The sequence below is a fragment of the Salinivibrio costicola subsp. alcaliphilus genome, from assembly GCF_001996185.1.
GTDB classification, from domain to species: Bacteria; Pseudomonadota; Gammaproteobacteria; order Enterobacterales; family Vibrionaceae; genus Salinivibrio; species Salinivibrio costicola.
Map to the genome: position 1 here is coordinate 1 of NZ_MUFR01000037.1, position 25,029 is coordinate 25,029.

The following is a 25,029-nucleotide window of genomic DNA, read 5'->3' on the forward strand; positions in this document are numbered from 1 at the left end:
CATTCAACGCAAGCGAATGATGTGCGCGATGGACCAAGAGTACTTAGCGACCGTGCTGGGAAGCCTTTCATGACGCGGATGTTCATGCGTTTTCCGTGTTTTCGGTATTTAAACAGCTGTGCGTTACAGCGTTTACAGAAAATATCGATGGTTTTGGTGGGGCCTTTTTTATTCGGTTTTGCCATTTTGATTGCTCGAGCGTCACTATATGCCGAAAGCTTGATAGTGACGAGCCGGGCGCAGGCTGTCAATCAGCTATCGTTTAATGACGCTTTACGTTATTAACGTGCTACGTTGCTATTGGGTTTATGATTCGAACGTTTAAGTGCAAAGATATCGAAATCGTTGATTATCACTAAGAGGTCGCTCATGCGTACTGTAGAAGCTGTCACACCTGGCGAGTTGCTAAAAGAGGAATTCCTGACTCCCATGGGGATTTCGCAATATCGTTTGGCTAAAGAAATCGGAGTGCCCGCACAGCGTATTGGTCAAATTATTGCTGGTAAACGGGCTATAACGGCTGATACAGACCTGCGTTTATGCCGTTTTTTTGGATTATCGAAGGGTTATTGGCTGCGTGCTCAAGTCGCCTATAATACTGAAATTACTGAACATGATCTCGAAGATCAGCTGAATAGAATTCGCCCATGGGCAGAAGTCTCGACCATAAAAAAAAGCCAACACGGGTGATCGTGTTGGCTATCGTTCCCGCCTCACAGCCAATGTAAGTGCAAAGGGCTTTTTTTGCTTAGTTCGCGATTTTCACGCGGATTTTGCTCTTTGCAACGCTGGCCAAGTTCAGTGCGGCAATTGCAGCGTTGGCCTGGGCATCGTCAGGCATAGTCACAAAAGCAAAGCCTTTGGATTCGCCAGTCTCTTGATCCAGCACCAGATTGCAGTCGGTGACGTCTCCGTGTTCAGAAAACAGCTGACGGAGTTCTTGTTCGGTGGTGGTGCGTGCAAGGTTGCGAGCTAAAAGTTTCATTGTTGTCCGTTCATATCGAGGTAACAGCACCGATTGTGTCAGTAAAGGGGGCAACGACCAAGTAATAGTTTGGCTTTCTTATCGATACGTTAGCCTTGAGTGCTGCTCAGCCGACGTTTATGCGTCACTTTCTCCTAAGTCATGATTGATTTTATCCAGCAGCGCAATAAGTTGCTGGGCTTGCTGATCATCAATGCTAGGAAACTTACAACGAATCTTTTCAGGAATTTCCGCTGCTTGGTGCTGCAGCTCAATGCCTTTGCCCGTCAATGTTACCCACCGCTTTCGCTTATCGTCTTCGTCTTTCACTATGGTGAGCAAGCCTTTATCGCTCATCTTTTTCAAAATCTGCGTCATCGCGCCACCATCAATGCCGGTTTTCTCAACCAGATTTGCGATCGCGAGTCGGTCAGTTTCCCACAGCGCCATCATCACTACATATTGCGGGTAGGTGAGATCAAGCTCGGTCAACCAGGTTCGGTAGGCGCGCGAAATACCGTTGGAGGCCTTGTATAAGCGGTGACAGATTTGGCTATTGAGCTTCAATTGGGGATAGGTCATGGCTTGTCATTGTCCGTGTGTCTAGTGAGTATTTTATTTTGTGCGCAAAGTATTTGCAATGCTGGGTTATACGATCTATTGTTTTGCATGCAAAATAAATAAACCAGATGCAAGCGGCTTCATCGCACCTGCTGAGTGCGAAGCAGTGAGCCGCACGCGGACTGAAACACAGGAGAGTGAAATGAAAGAGCTACAAAGTGTTGCCTATACAGCAAAAGCCACCGCTACCGGAGGCCGCGAAGGGTCTGCAAAATCCGATGACGGACGTTTAGATGTGGCGCTTTCCACGCCTAAAGGTTTGGGCGGAAACGATGGCGAAGGCACTAACCCTGAGCAGCTTTTTGCTGCCGGCTATGCGGCGTGTTTTATTGGTGCGCTGCGTTTGGTGGCGGGTAAAGCAGGCGTGACCTTGCCCGAAGACACCCACATTAACTCAGAAGTGTCGATTGGCCCCATTGATGGTGGTTTTGGTATTGCCGTGAAGCTGGCAGTGTCTGTTGGCGATCTGGATAAAGACACCGCGCATTCATTGGTCGAGCAAGCGCACCAAGTCTGCCCATATTCTAATGCCACGCGCGGCAATATTAAGGTTGAACTGTCAGTGATTTAACCTAGCGGGCACGCTATGATAGGGAGCACTGTTAAGCAGGGCTCCCTTTTTTATGTCCGCTCTTTAAGGAAGCAGCGCGTTGTTCGGTGCTCCCTAACCTCGAGTGCTCAGCATTGACCGCTAAGACTATTGACCACGAAGACTAACACGCAAGCCCTATACCAATAACAAGGATGATGAAAGCTAACATGCCAGATGCCACCACCAGTAAGCTTACCGAGATAAATGTCGCCCCGCTAACGAATGAAGACATAGAGGGTGTTCGAGAGGTATCGTTACCTCACCAACAAGTAAAGTTTGCGGGGACCGCAGACGAATTTCTTGCTGAGGACAGTGAGACTATTCACCGCCATGTGATCAAACGAGCGGGCGAGACGGTAGGCTTTTTTAAACTCGATACCGACTATACGTCTCAGTATGACTTTTGCCCGCCAAAGACGTTAGGCCTGCGCATGTTTGTAGTGGATGCGCGTTATCAAGGGCAAGGTCTAGGCACCGGTGCGGTTAAAGCTTTGCTTAAGTATTTGCCCGTTGCTTATCGTGATTTCAATTGGGTGTATCTCACTGTGAACTGTCAAAACCCGGCCGCTAAAGCCTGTTACCAAAAAGGCGGCTTTACTGATACAGGCGAGCTGTACTGGGGCGGCGCGGCAGGGCCTCAGCATATTATGTATGCTGCGATTGACGCCGATAATAAGGGCAAAGCGCAATGAGAAAGGGCAGAACCACAACGTTTGGTCATATGCGACAATGGCTTAGAGCAGGCTTAGACTTGCACACGATGTGCCAACAGACAGCTCGAATCATGAGTGTGTTGTTTGTCGGGGGGCTATCAACGGGGGCCTACGCGCAAGGGTTGGATTTTCGCGTTGAAACCGGCGGGGTGACGTTTAGCAAAAATGATGTCAGCATCCCCGGAGATACCGGCACTCGCTTTGATATGACCGATTTAACCGGCCGAACCGCAACGCCTTACCTGCGTTTGTATGGCACGTATCAGTTCAATCCCCAGCACGCGGTACGCCTAACCTTTGCGCCTCTATCTGTCAATGGTCGTGGCACGCTGTCAAAAAGCATCCAGTTTCAGGATCAGCGCTTTGCCGCCGAGCAAGCCATTGATGCGGATTATCAATTCAATACCTATCGTGCGACATACCGCTGGACGTTTTACGATCAAGGCCCTTGGCAGTGGGGCGTCGGTGCCGCCGCCTTGGTGAGAGATGCTGAAATCACCCTCGCGCAAGGTGAAACAAAAGCAACGAAGTCCAACGTTGGCGTGGTGCCCTTGTTGCATGGGTATGGTCAATATCGTCTATCCGATCGCGCGGCGTTGATCTTGGATGTGGAAGGCGCGTGGTCACCCATGGGACGAGCGGTTGATGCGGCGCTGATGTTGGAGTATCACCTTGGCGATGGCTGGTATGGCGCTCTGGGGTATCGCACCCTAGAAGGTGGGGCTGACAACGATGAAGTCTATAACTTTTCTTGGCTTCACTATGGCCTAGCCAGCCTCCGGTACCGGTTTTAACTGCGAGGGAAGAAATGGAGATAGCGATCCGGCAAGGATGGCCGCTTGAGCAAGCACAAAACGTCGCTGAGCTCTATGAGCAGGCGTTTGGAATGAAGCTCGCACGGGCAATCCCTAATCAGGCAGCGCGCGTAGCGGTGTTGTCTCAGTGTTTTGTTCCAGACTTTTCGTTTGCTGCTATGCAAAACGGCAAGGTGGTAGGGTTGGCTGGGTTTCAAACTCAAGCCGGCGCACTGACACAGGGTATGGGTGCCAAACAGTTAATCGATAGTTTGGGGCCCATTAAAGGCATTTGGGCCTGTGCAGTATTGGCGCTGTTTGAGCGTAAAGCGGCGCACAATGAACTGGTGATGGATGGTATTGCTGTTGATAGCGTGATACGTGGTCAGGGGGTTGGCTCCCAATTATTGGATGCCATTATCGATTATGCTCAAGCACATGGCTTTGAAAGCGTTCGATTAGATGTCATTGATAGCAACCCCAGAGCCCGCAAGCTTTATCAAGCCAAAGGCTTTGTCGCTACCAAAGAAGAGCGCTTTCCGCACCTAAAATGGTTAGTCGGTTTTTCAGGCGCCACCACCATGGTCAAGGCGCTGAACTAAAACAACAAGAGAGACAAGGATGTTTATTTCTCAATATCAATGAGATAGCCTAGTTCTATGATAGGAATAGGAACAAGCACATGGAATTAGTCGTCCCCACACTCAATCACCAAGCAGCCTTTACGCGCTTTTATGATGATTTTGCTCAGTTTGATCCCGAGAATGCCGATTACTATCGGCCGGGAAAAGATGATTTCGCCACTTACGTGACTCGGTTAACGGATGAGTCATTGGGTAAAAACCTTCGTAAAGGTTATGTGCCGTGTAGTCATTTTTGGCTGCTTGATGCTGAGCAAAAAATCATTGGCGCGATTCGGATCCGCCATCACATCAATACGCCATTTCTATCTCAAGAAGCCGGACACATTGGTTACGATATTGCGCCGTCATATCGTGGACGTGGATATGGCAAGCAAATGTTAGCCTTAGCGCTGCCCAAGGCGAGCGAGCTAGGGATCACTCGCGCCCTAATTACCGCGAATGAAGACAATATGGCATCGCGCAAAGTAATTGAAGCTAATGGCGGCACGTTGGAAAACATCATTAATGGCGAAGTGTTCAATGAATCATTGGCGCGGTACTGGGTGGACATTAATGGATGATTCCCCGCGCGTGGACCAACTGGACAGTGACCGTCTGTTGCTGGTGGCGCCTAATATGGCCCATCAGCCTTTAATTTTAGAAGCCGTGTTGGAAAGCCAGCACACCCTTGCTCCTTTTATGGATTGGCTGCCGCACGCGCTGACCGAATCGAGCTCGATTGAAAACACCCAACAAGCGATTGATGACTTCGACATGTTTATTAATGAGCTACGCTACTCGATTTTTGAAAAATCGACGGGGCAACTGGTGGGTGTGATCAGTCTAATGATCCGTAATATCGCGATTCCTTATTTTGAAATAGGCTATTGGCTGCGGAGCTCCAAAGAAGGCCTTGGCTATATGAGTGAAGCGGTGCGAACGCTAGAGCGGTATGCGTTTAATGACCTTAATGCCAAGCGTGTCGAAATCAAAACCGCCTACGAAAACACCCGCAGCCGCGCGGTAGCCGAGCGTTGTGGGTATCATCAAGAAGCGATGCTTACCAACGACCGTATCCTACCTAGCGGCACGATTTCTAGTACTGTGGTATACGCCAAAGTGGCGGCATGTGAAGTCGAGGAGAAATGATGATCCCAGTGAATACCTCTGTGGTTTCTGGCGTGGCGCTCTCTCGTATTGAGGGAGAAATAAAAATGCTGCTGATGAAGCGAGTGAAAGGTGGCTTCTGGTGCCATGTTGCGGGCTCGATTGAAGCGGGTGAGACCGGAGTGGACGCCATCGTCCGTGAGTTTAGCGAAGAGACCCAGATTACGGTGGCTGACTTGTATAACGCGCAGTTTTTGGAGCAGTTTTACGAAGCGTCAGTGAATGTGATCGAGCTTATCCCTGTGTTTGTGGTGATGTGTGATGATAACCAAGCCATCACGCTTAATGATGAACACACCGATTATCGCTGGTGCTCACTTGATGAGGCAAAAGCCTTGGCGCCGTATCCAAATCAGCATGCCGTCTATGACCATGTATGGGCTTACTTTGTTGATCAGCCCGTTAACCCGTTATATCACGTCAACTTACCTAACCATCAGGAATGAAACATGAGCATGGAACGCTTTTTTACTCAAGATGACATCATATTGCATAATGACACGGTTTCCTAGGTGCCAGCTAAACCTTGATTATAAGCTGGCGCGCTACCGTGGTTAAATTCGCGTTTTGCAATATCGTCACGTAGAGTAGCGCTTTTATTGACGAGCGCGTGCTCGAGTTGCTGAGAACCCTTATGGATACACAACCCAATAACCCGCTGCACGGGTTAACCCTACAAGCCATTTTGACCCGTTTGGTTGAACACTATGGTTGGTCAGGCCTCTACCAACACATCAACGTGAACTGCTTCAACAACGATCCTTCGATGAAATCATCGCTGAAATTTTTGCGTAAAACGCAGTGGGCGCGAGATAAGGTCGAAGCCTTGTATATTGATACCTTTTGCTAAGGATAAAATACACGGATTGGTTATCAGGCGGGTTCATGGTAAATGATTGATTTTAAATAACTGTCGTTAAGGTGTCGGGGCGCTGTCGTGGTAATGTCGCCCCTATTTTGCATAGTGTTGATAGGGAAGAGCACAAAGGAGCAAGGATGAACGTGAAAGCACTCAGAGTTCAAAAAGGGTGGTCGCAAGACCAATTAGCACAATTTAGTGGGTTAAGTGTTCGAACGATTCAACGTATCGAGCGCGGCCACAAACCCGGATTGGAGTCGCTGAAATCGTTGGCTGCTGTGTTTGATATCGACATTACTGATTTGCAAAAGGAGACAGACATGCAGGCAGATACTTCAATGAGTCCAGAAGAAAGAGCGATTGCCAATCGCGTCCGTGCCCTCGGAGGGTTTTATTCTCATTTGACGCGCTATGTGGTCGTGATGGCGATTCTGTTTATTGTCAACTGGCAAACTAGCCCCGGCTATTATTGGGCTTGGTGGGCTGCAATGGGATGGGGGATTGCAGTGGTCAGCCACGGTGTCAGTGCTCTGGGCGTTGTCGATCTCTTTGGTGATAAGTGGGAAAAACGCCAAATAGAGAAGCGACTGAATGCGCGGTCAAAGCGTTAACAACTCCCCGATAACGCCGAGCGAATGTGCCTCGGCGTTTTTGTTTTTCACAAGATAACAACCATGTTTACTGAGATGCCGCTTGTCGCTGCTGGAAGCGCGTTGCATGCTCGACCAAGCCCTTAAACAGCGCACGCTGACAGCCAAGATAAAGCAAAAATTCTGGATGCCACTGTACGCCCAGTGTATAGGGGCGGTTGGGAGACTCAATCGCTTGTACAATACCATCTAAATCACGTGCGCTTACCGTTAAATCCTCGCCTAACGCGTTAATCGCTTGGTTGTGTAGGCTGTTTATTTTGCGTCTGCCTTGCCCCAATCGTTGCTGTATATGGCCGTTAACATCACGCAATATACACAAGGTTTTCATCGGGAATATTGTCCAGCGATGAGAGGTTTTCTTGCGCTGTTCGCGTAAGCTTTGGTGCAAGGTGCCGCCTAAGCAAATGTTGAGAAGTTGCGCACCACGGCAAATGCCCAACAGCGGCTTTTGACTGGCTAAGGCGCTTTTGATTACTGCGCTCTCTAGTTCATCACGTTCGGGATCGTAGTTTGGTTTCACTTCGGGCTCAGCAGCATACAGCACAGGTTCAACATCGTGGCCGCCTGTGATCACCACACCGTGATAATCATCAGGCTTAAATATTGAACCTGGCCGCAACTGTAGGGGCTGCCCGCCATAAAGACGCACCGCGGTGGCAACGAAAAAACGCGGTAAGAAGGCACCTTTGTCGGGGCCGGTTATTGCGATAACGGGTCTACCCATAGCGTATTCACTTTCTCCGCCCAGTTATTGGTAATGCGTGATAATGGATCGTTTAAGTGAGCAAGATAAGCATCACAGCAAGCTGTCAGTCGTTTTGAATCTGCGGCAAGTTTCTCTACTTCTACCCAATCATTCCATGCCTCATGGATCCCCCATTGTGGACGACTTACTTTGCTATCCGGTAAACGATAGTGAAACGTGGGGCGCGCTTTTGTCAGGCCATCATTGAGCGCCTGATTCACTTGTTTCTCATCGAGGTGAGTGAAGAGTGGCAGCATATCTAGCGCACGATTACGCGTCGGATTATCAGCAAGGTAATCGGCAATCAAGGTGTCGCGATCGGGCCAATAATCGTGCGCGAGAACACGCGTGATATACGCTTTTGGAAACGGATCGACATAGCTTGTGAGACGACGGGATAAATCAATATCGGCACGTTTAATTAGCCAATCATACAAGCATAAAAATGCTTTCAGATGCGCGTTAATAGTGTGAGCGGATAAGTCGGGCAGTTCGGGATTAAGCTGCATCCCAAATGCATAGAGAGGGCTGTCCTCTGTGCCTTCTGCACCTTGTTGTCGCAGAAACTCAATCAGTCTATCGACGTCTTGAAGTCGATCAAGCGGAAGCGGTGGGCTGACTATTTCGACCGGTACGACCATTTTAGCTGCCCAAGCTAAAACTTCTTCCGCGGATTGGTCAATTTGATTGGCGAGAGTCTTCTCACTTCGATCGTTCCGTCCAAGGCGTTTTAGCTTGGCGTAATCAAGCTCTATGATCCAATCACCCGCATTGTCACCGGTTAGTTTTCGGTCGTAACGGCCGCCATGCTCAACCGTCAGGGATAAATGTTTTGCAACGAGCTGTGCAATGGTGTCTAGCTCCATACCACTCAATTCAAGTTCAACACCGACGCAGCGCGTTTCTCCCTCTGCATTGGTGGTATGAGGGGGTGTTTTTAACGGTGAAGGGGACGCATTCATCAATGGAGCCTCACTTATCGGATAAACATATGAAATACATGGGGGTCACGATGCGCTGATTAAAGGGAAATCGCCTCGATTTGTTCGGGAATTAGCCTAAACAAATCGCAAATATAATGCTCTTTGGCTTTCATTAGCCAATACGATCTGCCGCCCAGCTTGTTAAAGCCATTCGTTTTACATCGGCAATGGCTTCATCTGGCAGTGAGCTTTTTATCCCGACTTGAATGGTGTCGTCATGATAAAGATAAAGCCGAGAGAGAAACTGCTCAAAAGGTAGCGACGCTTCGCCGTATTGTTCGCCTTTTCCTTGGGTGGAAACAACCACTTCATTCCCCCAATCTTGGCCACTGTCGTTATTCGGGTTATAAAAATAGACCCGCATCACGTTGTCTTGGTCGAATGCGACACGAATCAAAGTAACAGCGTGCCATCCAATAAATCGCCCCTGACTGCTTGTCACTGCAATTCCAACGGGTTGAGGATGAATGACAGGAATGTTGCCATTGTATAAAGGATGATAGCTACGATAAAAACGCTCGATAAAGCAATCGAAATCTTTGAGTAGGCCTGTTTTAACGTCAACCGCAATCATAAATTCGCGCCCGACATACCAGCCGTGAAATTCGGGGTTTATCCATTTGTGGGGATCTTGCTCTCGACTGACGCAGCAACGGCCCATTTCAATATAAAGCTTGTCGAGATGAGGGACGAGGACCACGGACACAGGATCGGTGTCAAACGGCAATGCTGTGCTTAGGCCTTGTAGCAACGTGTGTGAGTCCAATGTTTTACCTTCAAAGTGCATGCGTAAGCTTGTATTACAGGCGACTTGAACGATACAGTTGAGTAGATAATCGGGATCATTATAGGCCCACATTGAGATGGCTCGAGCAGATTGGCAAGTTGGATTGTTTCCTTGTGCCACACCAAGCGGTTGACCAAGCACTGACATCACGCCTGCAAGAAGATGTACCCGCGCCGGCAGTTGATCGCCAAACGCGAGGGTTAGGCTGGCGGCAACATCCGGATGTAAATTTAAATAAATTTGCCGCCATAGACTCGGTGCGACGGGCGCGTCAAACAATACCCCACGCTCAAGCAGCATCGCCAGCCCATAGACTGCTTGTGCGGTCTGCGGATAGACAGCTTCTTGAATCAATGTGTGGACCAATTGACGATAGGTCACGAGACAATCTACCCCTGTATTACTGAGCCCTAGCGCGGTGGGGAGTATGTCACTGCCTTGGTTGTCGAGTAGCCAGCGTAAGAAGGTGGCGTGATAGTCAGACGCCAAGCCGACATCGTGCATCGCGCGTGCAAAGCCCATCGCCTCCTGTTGGAGGGAGTTGTTATCCATGGCGTTTAGTCGTTGGCAATAGGCATCGAGCCCCGGATCGTCATAGCAACCTTGAGTCGGGCCATATAGCGCGCTTACCAGACGGTCAATCCCGAGTTTTGCTTCACCAAGGTTGACTTGCTCTTGAGAAACAAGAATGGATATCTGGGTGATCATCGCTTTTATCGGATTGACCTGAATAGGGCGTTGGGCGAGAACACGCCAGACTTCATCAACTAACTCGCTAAGAATGGTTTCGTAGCCTAAATGCGTGAGAAGAAACCGGTATAGTGAACTGATAGCGGGTGCCATCTCACCAAGGCGGATACGACTAGTTTCGTCGGTGATCCCCATGATGAGTGACAAATTAAGACTGAGTACTTTGGCAAGAAACTGATGAGCCTCTTGGGCTGAGAAAGTCGAAGGGGGGCTCTTACCCTCAACAATAGCTAGCATTCTTAATTGGCTGAGGCAATCTAGTAGAACGGTGGCTTTGTCCGCATGTGCGAGTGTTGCCGGCACTAAATTGGGTAATAGGTATTCTGGGTGATCCCAGTCTGTACCTTCAAAGAGACCAGCTGCATTGAGCGTATGGATACGCGTATATAGAGCGCTAATGCCGTCCTCTTGCGTCAGGACTTGCTCACAGATATCAATCACGTGAAACTGGCAGCTTGGTTTATCAATTGAACTTGCCTGATCAAGCTGCACCACAGCATGATCAAGGTTTTTTAGTAAGCTCGACATATCAATGATGTTCTTTCCTGCGCTGTATCAGTGGCGCTTGCCAGCCCATGGATAGGCATGTGTTAACTACCTTCACCTGGGTTGGTCGTCAGCCTACAACGTCCTTTTGTGCCTGATTATAGTCAAACTACTATTACACACTTCAGAGAAAATAGTAACCATAAGCCCCCTTGACCACTATCGCTACTGGCGCAAAGCTTGTAACTTAAGGGTGAAAATTCAACAGTTTTAACAACAAAACAAAAAATAACATCATTCAGGGAGTGAAGTATGACGAAGCAGGTCGTGGTGTTAGGGGCCGGAATGGTCGGTGTATCCGTGGCTTGGCATTTACTTAAACGAGGGTATGCCGTCACCTTGATCGATCGCGTGCCTCCAGGGCAAGAAACATCGTTTGGCAATGCAGGCATTATTCAACGTGAAGCCGTTCGGCCCTATGCCTTTCCGCGTGATCTCACCACTTTGCTGCGGGTGTTGCCGAACCGTGCGGTGGATATTCGCTATCGTCCTAGCAGTGTGATTCGAGCGGCTCGCGCGTTATTGCAATATTGGCATTACTCCAGTGATAAGCATTATCGAAAGCTTGTCCCTGAATACGCAGCCTTGATAATGCAATCACTCGATACGCATGATGAGATGATACGGTCTGCGGGGGCGGAAGCGTTAATTCGCAAAGCCGGTTACCTTAAACTGTTCCGTACCCAAAAAGCGCTTGATGAAGAACTGACAAAAACAGCGTCTGACAGCACGCTATTCGGTGTTGAGTTTGATGTGTTAAACCGTCAACAGCTTGCACAGCGAGAGCCGAGTTTGTCTCCGTCTATTGTGGGGGCGATTCATTGGAAGCAGCCTTGGACCGTCACAGATCCCGGCGCCCTGGTCGAAGCTTACGCCGCGGATGTAAAATGCAAAGGAGGAACCATTAAACATGCTTCGTTAACAGGCTTAACACGGCAAGGCTCGGGATGGCTCATTCAAACCACCAAAGAAAGCCTACACGCTGACCAGGTGGTGATGGCGATGGGGCCTTGGTCATCGTATTGGTTGGATCAACTGGGAATTCAGGTGCCTTTGTTTGCTAAACGCGGCTACCACATGCACTATGCATGTAATAAAAAAGCACCACTGAACCATTGGCTTATGGATGCGGAAATCGGGTACCTCTTGGCGCCGATGCGTGCTGGTGTTCGCCTGACGACAGGCGCGGAACTGACAACAGTGGATGCGCCAGTTAACGAGAGCCAACTTAATGCCGCTGAACAGGTTGCGCGTTCGCTTTATCCGCTTGGTCAGCGTCTTGATGCATGCCCTTGGAAAGGTGGGCGTCCTTGCCTACCCGATATGAAGCCCATGATCGGCCCGGCGCCAGACCAAAAGGGATTGTGGTTGGCATGCGGTCATGGTCATCAAGGTTTTACCTTGGGCCCCGTGACCGGAAAATTGTTGGGACAAATGATAGATGAGGAACACACGGATATTGATATGCATCCGTATCGTGTCGATCGCTTTTAGTGGTCGGCTGCTGAGTTTGTCATCATTCCCACGCTATGAGGGATCGAAAACGCTTAAGTCGACGTAAACCCGTTTGCTTTACAGGCTAATACTGTAAGACAATGAATAGCTTGGCGAATCCTTTTTTGAGTGACAATGACGATAAATAGGGTTCAGCCATTGATGTGACGTGAACGTTTAGATAGGACCACTGATGCACCAGGCGTTTTTCTCCAAAACTAAGCCCGCCATTGTCGTGCGCGGCCCAGAAGATCAGTCATTTATCGCGCTACTCGAAGCTCGGCTGCGAGATCACGGCTGCGATGTGACTGTGATTGGCCCTGATGATCCAATGCCCGATTGGGATGCTGTGCAATTGATTAGCTGGGTGCCTGAGGGAGAGACGCAAATGACAACCTTGCGCTGGTTGAGCGAGCAGTGCCCGTTTATTGCTTTAATGGCAAGTCAAGCGGCGGCTGATCGCGTGGCCGCGCTGAATGCCGGGGCGGAAGATGTGCTATCTGCCCCTATTGATATTGATGAGTGTATGCTGCGCACCGCGATTGCGATGCATCGCCGCCATGCGGTGGTGGTGATCAAAGAGTCATCAGGCCAGCTGCAAGTTGATAATCTCTGGATGCACCAAGACACACACCAAGTCAGAGTGGATGACCAAGCGGTCAAATTAACACCCATACAATTCGAACTCTTGTGGCTTCTTGCGCAGCATAAAGATACTACGTTGAGTAAGTCACTCCTTTATCGTCAGGTGCTTAAAAAAACGTTTACGCCTGATGATCGCAGTCTCGATATGCATTTAAGCCGTGTTCGGAAAAAACTCGCTGACGCTGGACTGCCGCCTGAGCGCTTGCAAACCGACCACGGCAAAGGCTATTGCTTTATTTAATGGCGTTTAAGCTGAGCGTGACAGCGCAAGTCGCCAGCGACCAGGATGGGGTAAGCGAGGCAACAGCAAGCCGGCAACAACAATCGCAATCCCTAAAACTTGGATTTGGCTGACCGCTTGTCCCATCAAGAACGCGGTGAGTACTGCAAACACCGGTACAAAGTTAAAGAATAGGGCAGCATTGGCTGAGCCAAGGTGGCGTACACCGTTAAGCCAGAGCAAATAGCCCGCGACGGTGCCTAGCACACCGATATAAAGTAACTCTGAAACCGTGATTGGGCTGGCGGTTATCACCTCACCAAAGGGATGTACATTAGGTGTCATCGCACACATCACGCCGATGACCGTGGCGCCACTGAGCATACCCAAAAAGGTATAGGGGATGACAGGCATCCAACGACCAATCCCTTGGCTGAAAAAGGTATAGGCACTCCACGCGAACATGCCGGTGAAAATCATCTGATCGCCTTGATTAAAGTTGAGGTTGCGTAAAACATCCCACTGTCCGTCGGTGATCACCAATAATACCCCCGATAAACTGACCACCAAACTGAAAACTTGCCCTTTGCGCGGAAGTGCGCGTATTGCTACGCAGGCAATGAAAGAGGTGACTAACGGGCTGAGCGCCATAATTAATGAGCCGTTGGTGGCTTGGGTATATTCAAGCCCGGTAAACAAGCAAAGATTTAACCCTCCAATGCCTACAGCACTGACGGTAGTTGCCCATAGCCATTGTTTGCCACTGAGATGGGGGATCTTGGCTCGGGTTGCTTTGAGATACAGAGCCAGACAAATGGCCGCGATCCCAAATCGCCAAAAAACAAGCGTGAGTGCACTGACCTCATTCAAAGCATCCTTACCGATGGGAAAGGTGCTGCCCCAAAAAAACGCACATAAAATGAGTAGGGCGATGGCTTTCCAAATCGACGTTGTATTCATATCAATACCTGACTTATTAAACGATGTGCGCTAGTGTATAAGTTTCAAAATTTGAATAAACCGGCAATATCAGAACGGTAAATGCCAATAATGAAACTTAACTATTCGCTAGACGATTTACGTTACTTTTGTACTGTTGCCCAGTTAGGCAGCTTTAAAGCCGCAGCGCAACAGCTGTCGATGCCTCAATCGACCTTAAGCCGGCGAATTCGTCAACTTGAGCAGGATCTGGCCTTGCGGTTACTCAACCGTGATGCCCATCGTATCTCGCTCACGCAAACGGGTCATCGCTATTTCGAACGCGCTGCGAGTCTTTTTGATGAACTGAACGCGGTCAGTGATGAACTCTTGAGCGAAAAGCAGCATCCTAAAGGTAAGATCCGTGTTAGCGCCCCTATTAATGCCGGTAAACAGTTTTTACGCGCTGTTTTGTTTGATTTTATGCGCGCCTACCCAGAGATTCAGCTTGATCTGAGTTTTTCTAACACACTGGTTGATATTGAAGGCGAAGGAATGGATGTGGTGTTTCGGGTCGGTAATCCGGTCGTGGAAGATTGGATCGCACGGCCATTAACCGATATTCACTTTATTGTCTGCGCGAGTCCAGGTAGTGATTATGGTCAGCTTCAATCACCAAAAGAGCTGGTGGGCAAACCTGTCGTGCTGTGTCACCCAATGACCGTTTGGCAGCTAGAGCACGACACAACCGGTGACGCTTATGACTATCAAGCCACGACGGGTATTCGGGCTGAAGTTGACGAAATTCAAATGCTGACCCATGCCGTGCAGGCAGGCTTTGGGATGGGCTACATTCCTGACTACTCCGCATTACCGTTGATTGAACAAGGAGCGCTACAACGGGTGTTGCCATCATGGCGGAGCCAAGCACGAACGCTGTTTTTGTTGTATCGCGATCGGGAGCACGTACCGCTGCGGGTGCGGTTGCTGGTGGAGTTCGTGCTCGCGCGGTTTGTTGGATAATGAAATCAGGCCACAGTGTTTTGCGCTGTGGCCTGATGTGGGAAGGTTAGGCGTCGTGGTTTGTTTCCGTTGATACCATATGTTCAGTTGGCGTCGGCGTAATCGCTTTGGCTAAGAACAAGTACATCGCGGGTACCACGAACAGGGTGAACAAGGTGCCCAGTGTCATCCCACTGGCAATCACTAACCCCATGGCAAAACGCGCGCCTGCACCGGCTCCTGAGGCAATCAAGAGCGGGATCATGGCGAGAACCGTCGCGGCCGTTGTCATCAAGATAGGGCGTAAACGGATCGCTGTCGCTTCTTCAATCGCCTCGCGTTTCGTGCGCCCATCTTGCTGTAACTGATTGGCGAACTCGACGATTAAGATACCATGTTTTGCAATTAGCCCCACCAAGGTGAGCAAACCGACTTGGGTATAGATATTCAGCGTGGTAAAACCAAGGCTGATAAATATCAACGCCCCACACACACTCATGGGGACCGTGACCAAAATAATGATCGCGTTTTTAAACGACTCAAACTGCGCCGCCAAGATTAAGAAAATCACCACCAGGGCAAAGAAGAAGGTGACCACCAGTTGTTGGCCTTCGCTCATAAATTGCCGCGATTGCCCTGCATAATCGACACTGAATCCAGCCGGTAATTCGGTCGCGGCGATCTCTTGTAATACACCTAGCGCTTCGCCTAAGGGGACACCTGGACGTGGGACGCCCGAGATTTTAACCGCATTGAGTTGTTGAAAGCCTCGCAGCGCTTGTGGCTGAACGCTTTCTTCCAAGGTCACTAAGGTCGAAAGTTGGATCAGCTCACCTTCTTGGTTGCGGGTATAAAACTGACGCAGTTGATCTGGCGTAAGACGCTCACTACGCGCGACTTGTGGGATTACACGGTATGAGCGGTTATCCAGTGAAAACCGTCCAGCGTCGGCGCCGGATAACAGTGAGCCCATGTCGGCCGCGAGCTGTTGCATGCTCACACCCATCAAGGCGGCCTTTTCACGGTCGATGTTGACCGTTTGCTTTGGACGGTCGATACTTAGATCGGTATCCACAAAGATAAATCGCCCACTTTGCATCGCTTTACCAACAATATTATTGGCGACTTCATTGATGGCTTCATAAGGCTGGGTTGAGCCAATAATAAACTCGACCGGAGTCCCTCCGCCTGGAGACGGTAATGAAGGTGGCACCAATGCAAAGCTACTTAAGCCTGGCTGGCTCTCCATAAAGGGCTGAATCTCGTTTTCTAAGATGGCTTGGGTACTGCGCTCACGCTCATCCCAAGGGGCAAGCACAATACCAGCGATGGCATTATTGGTGCCGCCTGAGCCATTAATAATAAAGACATTATCAATTTCTGGCACATCGTCAATGAGCCGGTTTAACTCGTCTGTGCTGGCAGATAGCGCGTCCAGTGTGGTTTGGCTATCGGCCTCCAAAATAGAGAAGACGAACCCTTGATCCTCTGCCGGTTCTAATTCAGAGGGGCTGGTGATAAACAAAAAGTAGCAAGATACCAACACAATTGCGCCAAAAGTAAGCACAACGCCGTTAGTATTTAGCAAACTATGTAGGGTACGTTTATAGCGACGGTATAAACGATCAAATTGTTTATCTAACCAATGTTCAAGAGAATTCTCTTTCGCCGCTTTATCGGCTTGATAAGGTTTGAGTACATAGGCACACATCATCGGTGAAAGTGTTAGTGCGACCACTCCCGACAAAATCACCGAGGCGGCGAGGGTAAACGCAAATTCGACAAACAAGACACCGGTTAACCCCCCGACAAAGCCAATGGGCAAGAATACCGCGACGAGCGTCGTCGACATGGTAATAATCGGCCAAGCTAGCTCACGCGCCCCCTCAATAGCGGCCTCTGTTCGACTCTTTCCTTCTTCAATATGGCGGTGGACATTCTCCAGCATGATAATCGCATCATCGACCACCACGCCAATCGCGAGAACCATTGCCAACAAGGTGAGCAGGTTGATGGAAAAGCCTAATAGAAACATCAAGAAGAAGGTGCCGATTAATGACACCGGAATGGCGACCGCCGGAATAATCACCGAGCGCAATGATCCTAAAAAGCCATAAATAACGAAGACCACAATCGCTAGGGCGAGAATAATCGATATCACCACCTCATCAATGGCATTATCAATATACTCGGTGGAATCATAAGCGATATAGGCTGATAAGCCTTGCGGTAGTTGGGGGATAATATCCGCGTCCCAAACCTCATTGACTGATTCAATAACATCAAGGGCATTGGCATCCGGGGACACTTCAATGCCGATAAAGGTGGCATCTAATCCGTTAAAGTTAACGGACGTTTGATAACTTTCTGCACCTAATTCAACCGTCGCGACATCCTCTAAACGTACTACCGATTGGCCATCGCTGCTGATCACCAGATCTTCAAATTGTCTGACGTCATGAATGTCTGTGGCAGCGTTTAAATCTATCGCGACATCTTGGCCTTTGGTGCGTCCAAGCGTTGCCAGAACATTATTATTGCGCAGTGCAGCAACGACATCCGTGCCGGTAAGATCGTATGCAGCGAGCTTGACCGAATCGAGCCAAACCCGCATCGCAAAGCTGCTAGCACCGAGTACATTGGCGCGTTGTACGCCGGGAATCGTAGAAAGTTGCGGCTCAACCACACGCACCAAGTAGTCGGTAATTTGGTTATCACTGAGTACCTCAGAGTAAAAGGCGAGATACATCGCCGCCACGGTTTCACCGACTTGCAAGGTGACCACGGGTTCACGCGCATCTTCAGGCAGCTCAGACCGTACCTTGTTGACCTGTGCGGCAATTTGCGTGAGTGCTTCATTAGGGTCGTAATCAAGACGCAAATAGGCCTCGATAGTGCTGACGCCTGCCGTCGACGTCGAAACCAAGTAATCAATCCCTTCTGATGCGGCAATTTCACGCTCCAGCGGTGTGGTAATAAATCCTTGAATCAAATCGGCATCTGCACCGATATAGGTGGTCGACACGCTGATAACCGCATTCTTAATTTCCGGGAACTGGCGCACATTCATGTCGGTGATGGCGCGTAAACCTAGCAAGATAATGAACAGGCTATCGACGGACGCTAATACGGGTTTCTTGATAAATACGTCGGTAAATCGCATCGAATAGCTCCTATTGATTCACAACGTTGGGATCAAGATCTTCGCTGGGCTGAACACGCGGATTATCACTGATCTTCACGTTACTGCCGTTGCGCAGCTTGAGCAGTCCGGAAGTCACGATGCGATCGCCGCTTTCCAGGCCATCCTCTATCACAATCATGTCACCGCGGCGTGCGCCGGTTTGAACAAAACGCTGTTGCACCGTCAGTGCATCATCTTGTTCTTGGATCACGAAAACGGCGTTGCCATAGGGGTTAAATTGAATCGCGGTTTGTGGCGCCAGTAAGACATTTTGCGTTTCTTCACCTTGATCAAGACTCACGCGTGCAAACATGCCCGAGCGTAAAATGGCGTCTGGATTGTCAAAGGTGGCCTGAATGTCAACACTGCGGCTCGATTGGGTAACGACAGGAGAAATAGCGGTGACTGTGCCAGTAAACGTTTGTTCAGGTCGCGCCGTGATAGTCGCTGAGACTGTTTGGCCATCTTGCAGGGTACTAAGCTGTTGCTCGGGCAGGGTAAAATTAAGATGAATCGGATTCACTGAGGTCAGGGTTGCGACCACTGAACCTGGAGCAATTAATTGACCAAGACTGACTTTACGGATGCCAATAATGCCATCGAAAGGGGCGGTTAGCGACTTTTGTGCAATGCGCGCTTGTTGGCTATCAACTGCTGCATTTGCTTGTTTAGCCTCACTTTCTTTACGTTTGAGTTCCGACTCTGATACGTTTTTATCTCTGTAAAGGCGTTGGTAACGTCGCATCTCTAATTGTGCTAGTTCAGCCACAGATTCGAGTCGGCGCAACTCTGCTTGATCAACACTGGCATCGAGTGTCAGCAGCCGTTGCCCTTTTTTTACTGGGGTCGCATTATCAAAGAAAATATCATCGACAATGCCGTTTGCTTCGGTGGTCAACTGGGTTTCATTAATCGCGGCAAAACTACCAATGGTAGTTTGTTGTTCACGCCATGGGTGCGTCGACACTGTGGTGGCTGTGACAGTCGCCGTCGGGGCAGGCATATTGTCAAAAAATTGATTCATAAAATGATCACCTACCATTTTGTAGGCAAAAATCCCACCAAATACGAGCGCACACGCGACTAACATCAGAATTAAACGCTTTGTCATAAAAAGTCCCTGAAAAAAATCCATCACCGACCGTGGTCAGCGCATAAAACGCAAACGCAAAAAGGTAGGCTTACCTTACAACGGTACGTCGAATTGACTAATACAAACCATATCACTGTTTGGTTCATTGGTTGGGAGTAAATTGATGATTTTGTGGAGCTGTTCAGGCTAGAGTCATAAACCTTGGTCTATAAGAAGGAATCGTTGCAACTCAGCATCAAACCCACCTGTTTTCATCCGTTTTGATGCCTTCGCTGACTAAAATAAAAGCAAACAGTTCCCTGATTTTGAAAATAAATAGAAATGAGACTAGTTATTGTTTATGTTCCGGTGTGTTCAAATAATCGTTAGCTACAGGAAGTCTCATGTTGAAGAAACACCCCCTTGCCGTTTTTGTGGCTGTCGCTCTGTCACCCCTAGCCAGTACAGCAGCGACCAACACCACGGAACAGGTTGATGAAATTTACGTTATTGAAGGCCAGCAGGCCCGTTTTAAAGCCAATAGCAATGAAACTGCAATGCGTATGGATGTCAGTCAACTCGAAACAGCCGGTCAAGTGGCGGTCATGGATCAAACCTTGATTCAAGAGCAAAACGCCACGACGTTAGGGGATGTGTTGGTGAATGACGCCAGCATTGGTGTGGGCGGTACGGACCGTAATCGTGAGATTTTCATGCTTCGCGGTTTTGAACTTGATACCGGAACAGGCTACCTGCGTAATGGTCAGCAGCAGTGGTCTTATTACCGCCATCCTGTAGAGCTGATGGAGCGCGTTGAGGTACTAAAAGGCCCAGCCGGTTTACTCTACGGTAAGTCCGCACCGGGCGGTCTGGTGAATATGGTCACCAAACGTCCGACCGCGGCGTTTCAAGCCTCGATAAGCCAAAAACTTGGCAGCGATGATTATCAACACACAGTGGCAGACGCTTCTGGCTCCTTAAACGAAAGCGGCACCTTGCGCGGGCGTGTGGTGCTGTCGAAACAAAGCGAGGGCTCATCACGTCGCTATGTAGATGGCAGTGAACCTGAGCTCGATCGCCAAGTCGCAGGCTTGATGCTTGACTATGACATCACCCCCGATACCCAACTTTCTCTTCATTATGATCGCGTGGTTGATGACAGTAACAGCGATAACGGCGCCAACATTATTAATGGTAAACCGCAACTGGGTAGCCAATTTATCTGGGAAGCGCCTTGGTCGTTCATGGACATTGATGTCGAGAACTATGGTCTTGATCTCGTTAGCCAATTAACGCCGGATTGGAAAGTCAAAGCAGGCTACAATCGCCAAGACTACAAACGTCATTACCATGAAGGATTCGGACAGCGTGAAACCTATGACGCCAATACCCAATCGTTCAAATACTTTGCCATGGACCGTCACGACAATTGGGTACTAGATACGGCTTATATTGATGTCACCGGTGCATTTCAGTTCGGGAATATCGATCACCAAGTGCTGATTGGCTCCAACGCGCTGCGTAATGACTATGTCGGTCAGCGTGTGATGGAGAAAAACCAAACCGCCGTGATTGGTGGTACGTATCCAGAGCCGGACATCCAGTATGGCACAGCAACTCCGCGTGATCCTGAACCTACTGATTCAATTGGCTTTTATGCGCAAGACTTAATGACATTGAATCCGCAGTGGCAGCTGCTTGCAGGGCTTCGCTACGATCGCGAAGAAAACGAAACCGATACTTACTATAACTTGCTACCGAAAGCGGCGGTGATGTATCACCCAGCCCCCGAACAAACCCTGTACGTCACTTATTCCGAGAGCTTTGAGCCGAAAAACCCGGTTGATAGTGATACCGATATTAATAACGGCATGGCGCTGGATCCGGTAAAAGGTAAGTTGTACGAGCTCGGTTACAAGCAAACGTTGCTAAACGACCAAGCTTTGTTTAGCGCGGCCGTGTTCCAAATTGAGCAAGAAAATAAGGTGGTTAAAGAAGCGATCACCGGATCAGACGATTATAACGCACGCACCACACAATTAGGTAAACAAACGCATAAAGGGGTTGAAGTCAGCCTTGCCGGCCAGGTGACCGATAGCTGGTCACTGCATAGCTCTGCAACCTACTTGCATGCACGGACCGAAGATCCGTTTGACCCTCAGCATGACGGTAAACAGCCTGCTGATACACCCGAGTGGGGCGCCAGTATTTGGTCTCGCTATGATGTCGATAACCAAACCTATGTGAACGTGGGTGCGCGTTACGTCGGTGATCGTTATGGCGATACTAAAAATACCTATCATAAGCCAGGTTACACTACAGTGAATGCAGGTGTCGGCCACACGGTACAAACCAGTGAACGATCTGATCTAAAACTCACGGTGAATGTGAAAAACCTCTTCAACGAAAGCTATCTCGCCGGTGGTGTACAAAATAAAACCACGTTGGGCGAAGAGCGCAAAGTCGTCCTCGGCGCGTCATTACACTTCTAACTTCCCGCATCATTAATTACAGAGGCTCAGCATCGCTGGGCCTTTTTGTGTTGTCGCCGCCATATCGACTTAAGTTGAATAGCGCATGTTCGATGACATGCTAACGTGATCTAGTTATCTAGACACAGTCAGCAAGGAGTGCGTTATGTCATCTAATAATATCTACGATCTTGGCTTGGACAAAAGTCCAGCCAATTATCAAACACTGAGCCCGCTTTCTTTCCTTGAGCGGGCCGCCAGCGTCTATCCAGATTATCCGGCCAGCGTTCATGGCCATTTATGTTGGAGTTGGCAGCAAGTCGATCAGCGTTGTCGTCAATTTGCGTCGGCATTGACTCAAGCCGGCATTGGGCTGGGTGATACGGTATCGGTGATGGCTCCCAACCTGCCTGAAGTCTTTGAGTTGCATTTTAGTGTGCCGATGACAGGCGCCGTACTCAATACCATTAATACTCGGTTAGAAGCGGAAACCGTCGCCTTTATCCTTGAACACGCGGAAAGCAAAGTGTTTATCGTCGACAAGGAAATGACGGAAGTGGCTAAGCGGGCGTTGAAGATGATTAAACACCGTCCGTTAGTGATTGCGATTGATGATCCCTTGTATCCGCATGGCGAATGCATCAGTGAAACTACCTACGAGACGTTTTTAGCAAAAGGGGATGGTGATTATCAGTACGCATTGCCAGACGATGAATGGCAGGCCATTTCACTTAATTACACCTCAGGCACAACCGGCAACCCCAAAGGGGTGGTGTATCATCACCGTGGCGCCCATCTGAATGCGGTAAGTAATGTGTTGTCATGGAACATGGATTCCCATCCAGTGTATCTTTGGACGCTACCCATGTTCCACTGTAATGGTTGGTGTTTCCCATGGACGGTGGCCGCAACGGCGGGGGTGAGTGTCAGCCTACGGCATGTGCGGGCCGAGCCTATCTTTGATGCGATAAAAACCCATAAGGTCACTCATTTCTGCGGTGCGCCCATTGTTCTTAATATGATCAACAGTGCTGATCCGGCGTTAAAATCTGGCATTAAGCATACCATCAAGGTCATGACCGCAGGCGCCGCGCCACCTGCCTCTGTGATTGAGGGCATGGAAGCGATGGGCATTGCTGTGACCCATGTTTATGGGCTCACCGAAACCTACGGTCCTTGCGTGGTGTGTGATTGGCAGCATCATTGGGATCACCTCTCCCAACAAGAAAAAGCGCGGATGAAAGCGCGCCAAGGCGTACGCGCGCCGATGCAAGGGGATCTGATGGTCGCCGATCCGGTGACGTTTAAACCGGTTGCAAAAGATGGTGGCACACTCGGCGAGATTTTTGTCCGCGGTAACATCGTAATGAAAGGCTACTTAAAGAACCCCAGCGCGACGGAAGATGCCATGAGTAACGGCTGGTTTCGCACTGGCGATTTAGCGGTGTGGCATGCCGATAATTACATCGAAATCAAAGATAGACTGAAAGATATCATTATTAGTGGTGGAGAGAATATTTCCAGCATTGAAATTGAAGATGTCTTGTATCGTCACCCCGAGATTGATGAAGTCGCGGTGATAGCGATGCCCGATGAAAAATGGGGTGAGGTTCCCTGTGCGTTTGTCAAAACGACCGAAGCATCAGCCGTGACCGAAGCAGACATTATTGCTTTCTGTCGTGACCAAATGGCGCACTTTAAAGCGCCTAAAAAAGTGATCTTTACAACACTCCCAAAAACGTCGACAGGGAAAGTGCAAAAATATGTACTGCGTCGTAACGTGAGTGAAAAGTCAGTGTAATAAAAAAGCGGTGGCGTCATCCCGTCACCGCTTATTAAGTCACGTTCAGGCCGTCAGTTGGGCGAGTTATCGCCTAACATCTGGCAAACCTATAGCTGCTTGAGTACGGCTTCAGCACTGGAAACGTCAAAGCTTTTCGGCGGCTCAACATTAAGCTGGGTGACGGTGCCATTTTCAATGATCATGGCATAGCGCTGTGAGCGAACACCGCCAAACTTACCTGAATCCATCTCTAGCCCAAGCGCCTTGGTAAAGCTCGCATCACCGTCGGCCAGCATATGAATCTGATTAGCATTTTGTGTCTCGCCCCAAGCCTGCATCACAAAGGCATCGTTAACCGATACGCAGGCAATCATATCGACGCCTTTTGCTTTAATCTCATCCGCTTTCACCACAAAACCCGGTAAGTGCGACTCTGAACAGGTTGGGGTAAAGGCCCCCGGCACCGCGAACAGCACAACCTTCTTGTTGGCGAAAAGGGCAGGGATGTCGTGGGTTTGCATGCCCTCAGCGGTGAGTTCACTGAGGGTAGCGCTCGGTAGAGATTGTCCTTGCTGAATCATGATGACTCCTTTAATCGTTGTATTATATTTCAATCACAGCATAACACGCGTAAACGTTAGCAAACACATCAGTGCCTATTCGAATTACCTTACAGACTGAGCCTGTTTATCACCGGATGCTTGGAGTAAACTATTCTCAATTCCATTGTATTCAATCAAATGATGCTTATGTCTTCTAATCACTCTTTTGCCAATGTTCACCAGGCTTACCATGCCCATGTCTACTACGAAGCCGACACCGAAGCGCAGGCGGATGTTATCTATCAATCGGCCGCTGCATCGTTACTGCCTATCGACCTTGGCCGTTTTCATCGCAAATGCGTCGGTCCACACCCAAAGTGGAGTTTTCAGATCGCCTTTGACAACGCCGCGTTCGATGAGGTGATGGCATGGCTTGAAGCGCATCGGGGCGATTTAACCGTCTTTTTGCATGGCGTGACGGGCGATGATTACATTGATCATACCGATCATGTGGGTTGGTTAGGGAAGTCAGTGGCACTCAAACTTGATATATTTAAGCCCAAGTCATGACCACGTATATCAACTATCCTGCGCTACTGATTTGGCAAGGGGATGACGAACTATCATACGCGCCAGACTCGGCGTCGCTCGGTCGACTGAGTGAAAACCTGATCACGGAAGACGATCGGTTGGTTGATAGCCAAGGCGTTTGCTGGTTGAGTCAAGACGGTGGTCAGCACTGGCAGCCAAGCGGGCAGACCATGCCGCTTGTTCAGCTCGTGACACATATCCAAGCGCATTATGCGCAGCTGGGTCAATGCTGTGTGAGAAAAATGCAATTTAAAGATAGGGCCACCGCCATGGCCAGTTTGGCGGTGCACTAGATTCGTGCCATCCGGCA

26 protein-coding genes and 1 pseudogene are annotated in these 25,029 nt (G+C 49.3%); 17 read left to right on the plus strand and 10 right to left on the minus strand.

What is annotated here, in order from left to right; genetic code table 11:
• Window positions 1–185 (minus strand): annotated as a pseudogene (locus BZJ21_RS16690) (hypothetical protein); the annotation flags it as partial.
• Window positions 186–369: 184 nt separating this feature from the next.
• Between BZJ21_RS16690 and BZJ21_RS12180 the strand changes: the two are divergent.
• The gene (locus BZJ21_RS12180) at window positions 370–690 is read left to right on the plus strand and encodes a HigA family addiction module antitoxin (RefSeq protein WP_077669910.1); all 321 of its coding nucleotides are present in this window, start codon (window positions 370–372) and stop codon (window positions 688–690) included.
• Window positions 691–748: 58 nt separating this feature from the next.
• Here the strand turns inward: BZJ21_RS12180 and BZJ21_RS12185 are convergent, their stop codons facing one another.
• Together BZJ21_RS12185 and BZJ21_RS12190 are read right to left on the minus strand one after the other, a co-directional pair.
• On the minus strand, window positions 749–985 hold the full coding sequence (locus BZJ21_RS12185; RefSeq protein ID WP_021023687.1) for an RNA recognition motif domain-containing protein: 237 nt from the start codon (window positions 983–985) through the stop codon (window positions 749–751).
• A gap of 117 nt (window positions 986–1,102) precedes the next feature.
• A complete protein-coding gene (locus BZJ21_RS12190; RefSeq protein ID WP_077669911.1) occupies window positions 1,103–1,546 on the minus strand; it encodes a MarR family winged helix-turn-helix transcriptional regulator in 444 nt (147 codons plus the stop codon).
• Window positions 1,547–1,727: 181 nt separating this feature from the next.
• On the opposite strand from BZJ21_RS12190, the gene BZJ21_RS12195 reads away from it, so the two are divergent.
• The 9 genes from BZJ21_RS12195 (at window position 1,728) to BZJ21_RS12235 (ending at window position 6,944) form a co-directional block, all read left to right on the plus strand.
• Window positions 1,728–2,156, plus strand: coding sequence for an organic hydroperoxide resistance protein (locus tag BZJ21_RS12195; RefSeq protein WP_021023689.1), 429 nt, complete (start codon window positions 1,728–1,730; stop codon window positions 2,154–2,156).
• Between the two features lie 188 nt (window positions 2,157–2,344).
• The gene (locus tag BZJ21_RS12200) at window positions 2,345–2,869 is read left to right on the plus strand and encodes a GNAT family N-acetyltransferase (protein ID WP_077669931.1); all 525 of its coding nucleotides are present in this window, start codon (window positions 2,345–2,347) and stop codon (window positions 2,867–2,869) included.
• A 92-nt stretch (window positions 2,870–2,961) separates the two neighbouring features.
• Window positions 2,962–3,684, plus strand: coding sequence for a hypothetical protein (locus BZJ21_RS12205; protein ID WP_131826347.1), 723 nt, complete (start codon window positions 2,962–2,964; stop codon window positions 3,682–3,684).
• A gap of 14 nt (window positions 3,685–3,698) precedes the next feature.
• Entirely contained in the window at window positions 3,699–4,286 is a 588-nt protein-coding gene (locus BZJ21_RS12210) for a GNAT family N-acetyltransferase (protein ID WP_077669913.1), read from the plus strand.
• A gap of 80 nt (window positions 4,287–4,366) precedes the next feature.
• A complete protein-coding gene (locus BZJ21_RS12215) occupies window positions 4,367–4,888 on the plus strand; it encodes a GNAT family N-acetyltransferase (protein ID WP_077669914.1) in 522 nt (173 codons plus the stop codon).
• Window positions 4,881–5,456, plus strand: coding sequence for a GNAT family N-acetyltransferase (locus BZJ21_RS12220; protein ID WP_236719561.1), 576 nt, complete (start codon window positions 4,881–4,883; stop codon window positions 5,454–5,456). Before BZJ21_RS12215 ends, BZJ21_RS12220 begins: the two co-directional genes overlap by 8 nt.
• The gene (locus BZJ21_RS12225) at window positions 5,456–5,920 is read left to right on the plus strand and encodes an NUDIX hydrolase (RefSeq protein WP_077669915.1); all 465 of its coding nucleotides are present in this window, start codon (window positions 5,456–5,458) and stop codon (window positions 5,918–5,920) included. Before BZJ21_RS12220 ends, BZJ21_RS12225 begins: the two co-directional genes overlap by 1 nt.
• Window positions 5,921–6,108: 188 nt before the next feature.
• Window positions 6,109–6,324, plus strand: coding sequence for a VF530 family protein (locus BZJ21_RS12230; protein WP_077669916.1), 216 nt, complete (start codon window positions 6,109–6,111; stop codon window positions 6,322–6,324).
• A gap of 146 nt (window positions 6,325–6,470) precedes the next feature.
• Window positions 6,471–6,944, plus strand: coding sequence for a 2TM domain-containing protein (locus tag BZJ21_RS12235; protein ID WP_077669917.1), 474 nt, complete (start codon window positions 6,471–6,473; stop codon window positions 6,942–6,944).
• 67 nt (window positions 6,945–7,011) lie between these two features.
• Here BZJ21_RS12235 and BZJ21_RS12240 read toward each other — a convergent pair whose 3' ends face one another.
• The 3 genes from BZJ21_RS12240 to BZJ21_RS12250 all read right to left on the minus strand — a co-directional run bounded on the left by BZJ21_RS12240 (window position 7,012) and on the right by BZJ21_RS12250 (window position 10,779).
• A complete protein-coding gene (locus BZJ21_RS12240) occupies window positions 7,012–7,710 on the minus strand; it encodes a gamma-glutamyl-gamma-aminobutyrate hydrolase family protein (RefSeq protein ID WP_021023696.1) in 699 nt (232 codons plus the stop codon).
• The gene (locus tag BZJ21_RS12245; RefSeq protein WP_077669918.1) at window positions 7,686–8,693 is read right to left on the minus strand and encodes an amidoligase family protein; all 1,008 of its coding nucleotides are present in this window, start codon (window positions 8,691–8,693) and stop codon (window positions 7,686–7,688) included. The genes BZJ21_RS12240 and BZJ21_RS12245 overlap by 25 nt, the downstream gene beginning before the upstream one ends.
• A 133-nt stretch (window positions 8,694–8,826) precedes the next feature.
• The gene (locus BZJ21_RS12250) at window positions 8,827–10,779 is read right to left on the minus strand and encodes a hypothetical protein (RefSeq protein ID WP_021023698.1); all 1,953 of its coding nucleotides are present in this window, start codon (window positions 10,777–10,779) and stop codon (window positions 8,827–8,829) included.
• A 270-nt stretch (window positions 10,780–11,049) separates the two neighbouring features.
• On the opposite strand from BZJ21_RS12250, the gene BZJ21_RS12255 reads away from it, so the two are divergent.
• Together BZJ21_RS12255 and BZJ21_RS12260 are read left to right on the plus strand one after the other, a co-directional pair.
• The gene (locus BZJ21_RS12255) at window positions 11,050–12,291 is read left to right on the plus strand and encodes an NAD(P)/FAD-dependent oxidoreductase (RefSeq protein WP_077669919.1); all 1,242 of its coding nucleotides are present in this window, start codon (window positions 11,050–11,052) and stop codon (window positions 12,289–12,291) included.
• A 193-nt stretch (window positions 12,292–12,484) separates the two neighbouring features.
• Complete coding sequence (locus BZJ21_RS12260; RefSeq protein ID WP_077669920.1) at window positions 12,485–13,177, plus strand: winged helix-turn-helix transcriptional regulator; 693 nt, start codon at window positions 12,485–12,487, stop codon at window positions 13,175–13,177.
• A 6-nt stretch (window positions 13,178–13,183) separates the two neighbouring features.
• On the opposite strand, the gene BZJ21_RS12265 is transcribed toward BZJ21_RS12260, so the two are convergent.
• Window positions 13,184–14,116, minus strand: a complete 933-nt coding sequence (locus tag BZJ21_RS12265; protein WP_077576055.1) for a DMT family transporter — start codon at window positions 14,114–14,116, stop codon at window positions 13,184–13,186.
• 90 nt (window positions 14,117–14,206) lie between these two features.
• Here BZJ21_RS12265 and BZJ21_RS12270 point away from each other — a divergent pair, with 90 nt between their 5' ends.
• Window positions 14,207–15,097 carry a LysR family transcriptional regulator gene (locus tag BZJ21_RS12270; RefSeq protein ID WP_077461120.1) on the plus strand — a complete coding sequence of 297 codons (891 nt, stop codon included), beginning with the start codon at window positions 14,207–14,209 and terminating at the stop codon, window positions 15,095–15,097.
• 46 nt (window positions 15,098–15,143) lie between these two features.
• Here BZJ21_RS12270 and BZJ21_RS12275 read toward each other — a convergent pair whose 3' ends face one another.
• Complete coding sequence (locus tag BZJ21_RS12275; RefSeq protein WP_077669921.1) at window positions 15,144–18,239, minus strand: efflux RND transporter permease subunit; 3,096 nt, start codon at window positions 18,237–18,239, stop codon at window positions 15,144–15,146.
• A gap of 10 nt (window positions 18,240–18,249) precedes the next feature.
• On the minus strand, window positions 18,250–19,371 hold the full coding sequence (locus BZJ21_RS12280) for an efflux RND transporter periplasmic adaptor subunit (protein ID WP_077669922.1): 1,122 nt from the start codon (window positions 19,369–19,371) through the stop codon (window positions 18,250–18,252).
• Between the two features lie 365 nt (window positions 19,372–19,736).
• On the opposite strand from BZJ21_RS12280, the gene BZJ21_RS12285 reads away from it, so the two are divergent.
• The gene (locus BZJ21_RS12285; protein ID WP_077669923.1) at window positions 19,737–21,824 is read left to right on the plus strand and encodes a TonB-dependent siderophore receptor; all 2,088 of its coding nucleotides are present in this window, start codon (window positions 19,737–19,739) and stop codon (window positions 21,822–21,824) included.
• A 145-nt stretch (window positions 21,825–21,969) separates the two neighbouring features.
• The gene (locus tag BZJ21_RS12290; protein ID WP_077669924.1) at window positions 21,970–23,604 is read left to right on the plus strand and encodes an acyl-CoA synthetase; all 1,635 of its coding nucleotides are present in this window, start codon (window positions 21,970–21,972) and stop codon (window positions 23,602–23,604) included.
• 89 nt (window positions 23,605–23,693) lie between these two features.
• On the opposite strand, the gene BZJ21_RS12295 is transcribed toward BZJ21_RS12290, so the two are convergent.
• Window positions 23,694–24,167 (minus strand): peroxiredoxin, encoded by a 474-nt coding sequence (locus BZJ21_RS12295; RefSeq protein ID WP_077660999.1) that lies wholly within the window; start codon window positions 24,165–24,167, stop codon window positions 23,694–23,696.
• Between the two features lie 168 nt (window positions 24,168–24,335).
• Here BZJ21_RS12295 and BZJ21_RS12300 point away from each other — a divergent pair, with 168 nt between their 5' ends.
• Window positions 24,336–24,698 (plus strand): DOPA 4,5-dioxygenase family protein, encoded by a 363-nt coding sequence (locus tag BZJ21_RS12300; protein ID WP_077661000.1) that lies wholly within the window; start codon window positions 24,336–24,338, stop codon window positions 24,696–24,698.
• Entirely contained in the window at window positions 24,695–25,012 is a 318-nt protein-coding gene (locus BZJ21_RS12305; RefSeq protein WP_077661001.1) for a DUF4144 family protein, read from the plus strand. The genes BZJ21_RS12300 and BZJ21_RS12305 overlap by 4 nt, the downstream gene beginning before the upstream one ends.
• Window positions 25,013–25,029: the final 17 nt, after the last annotated feature.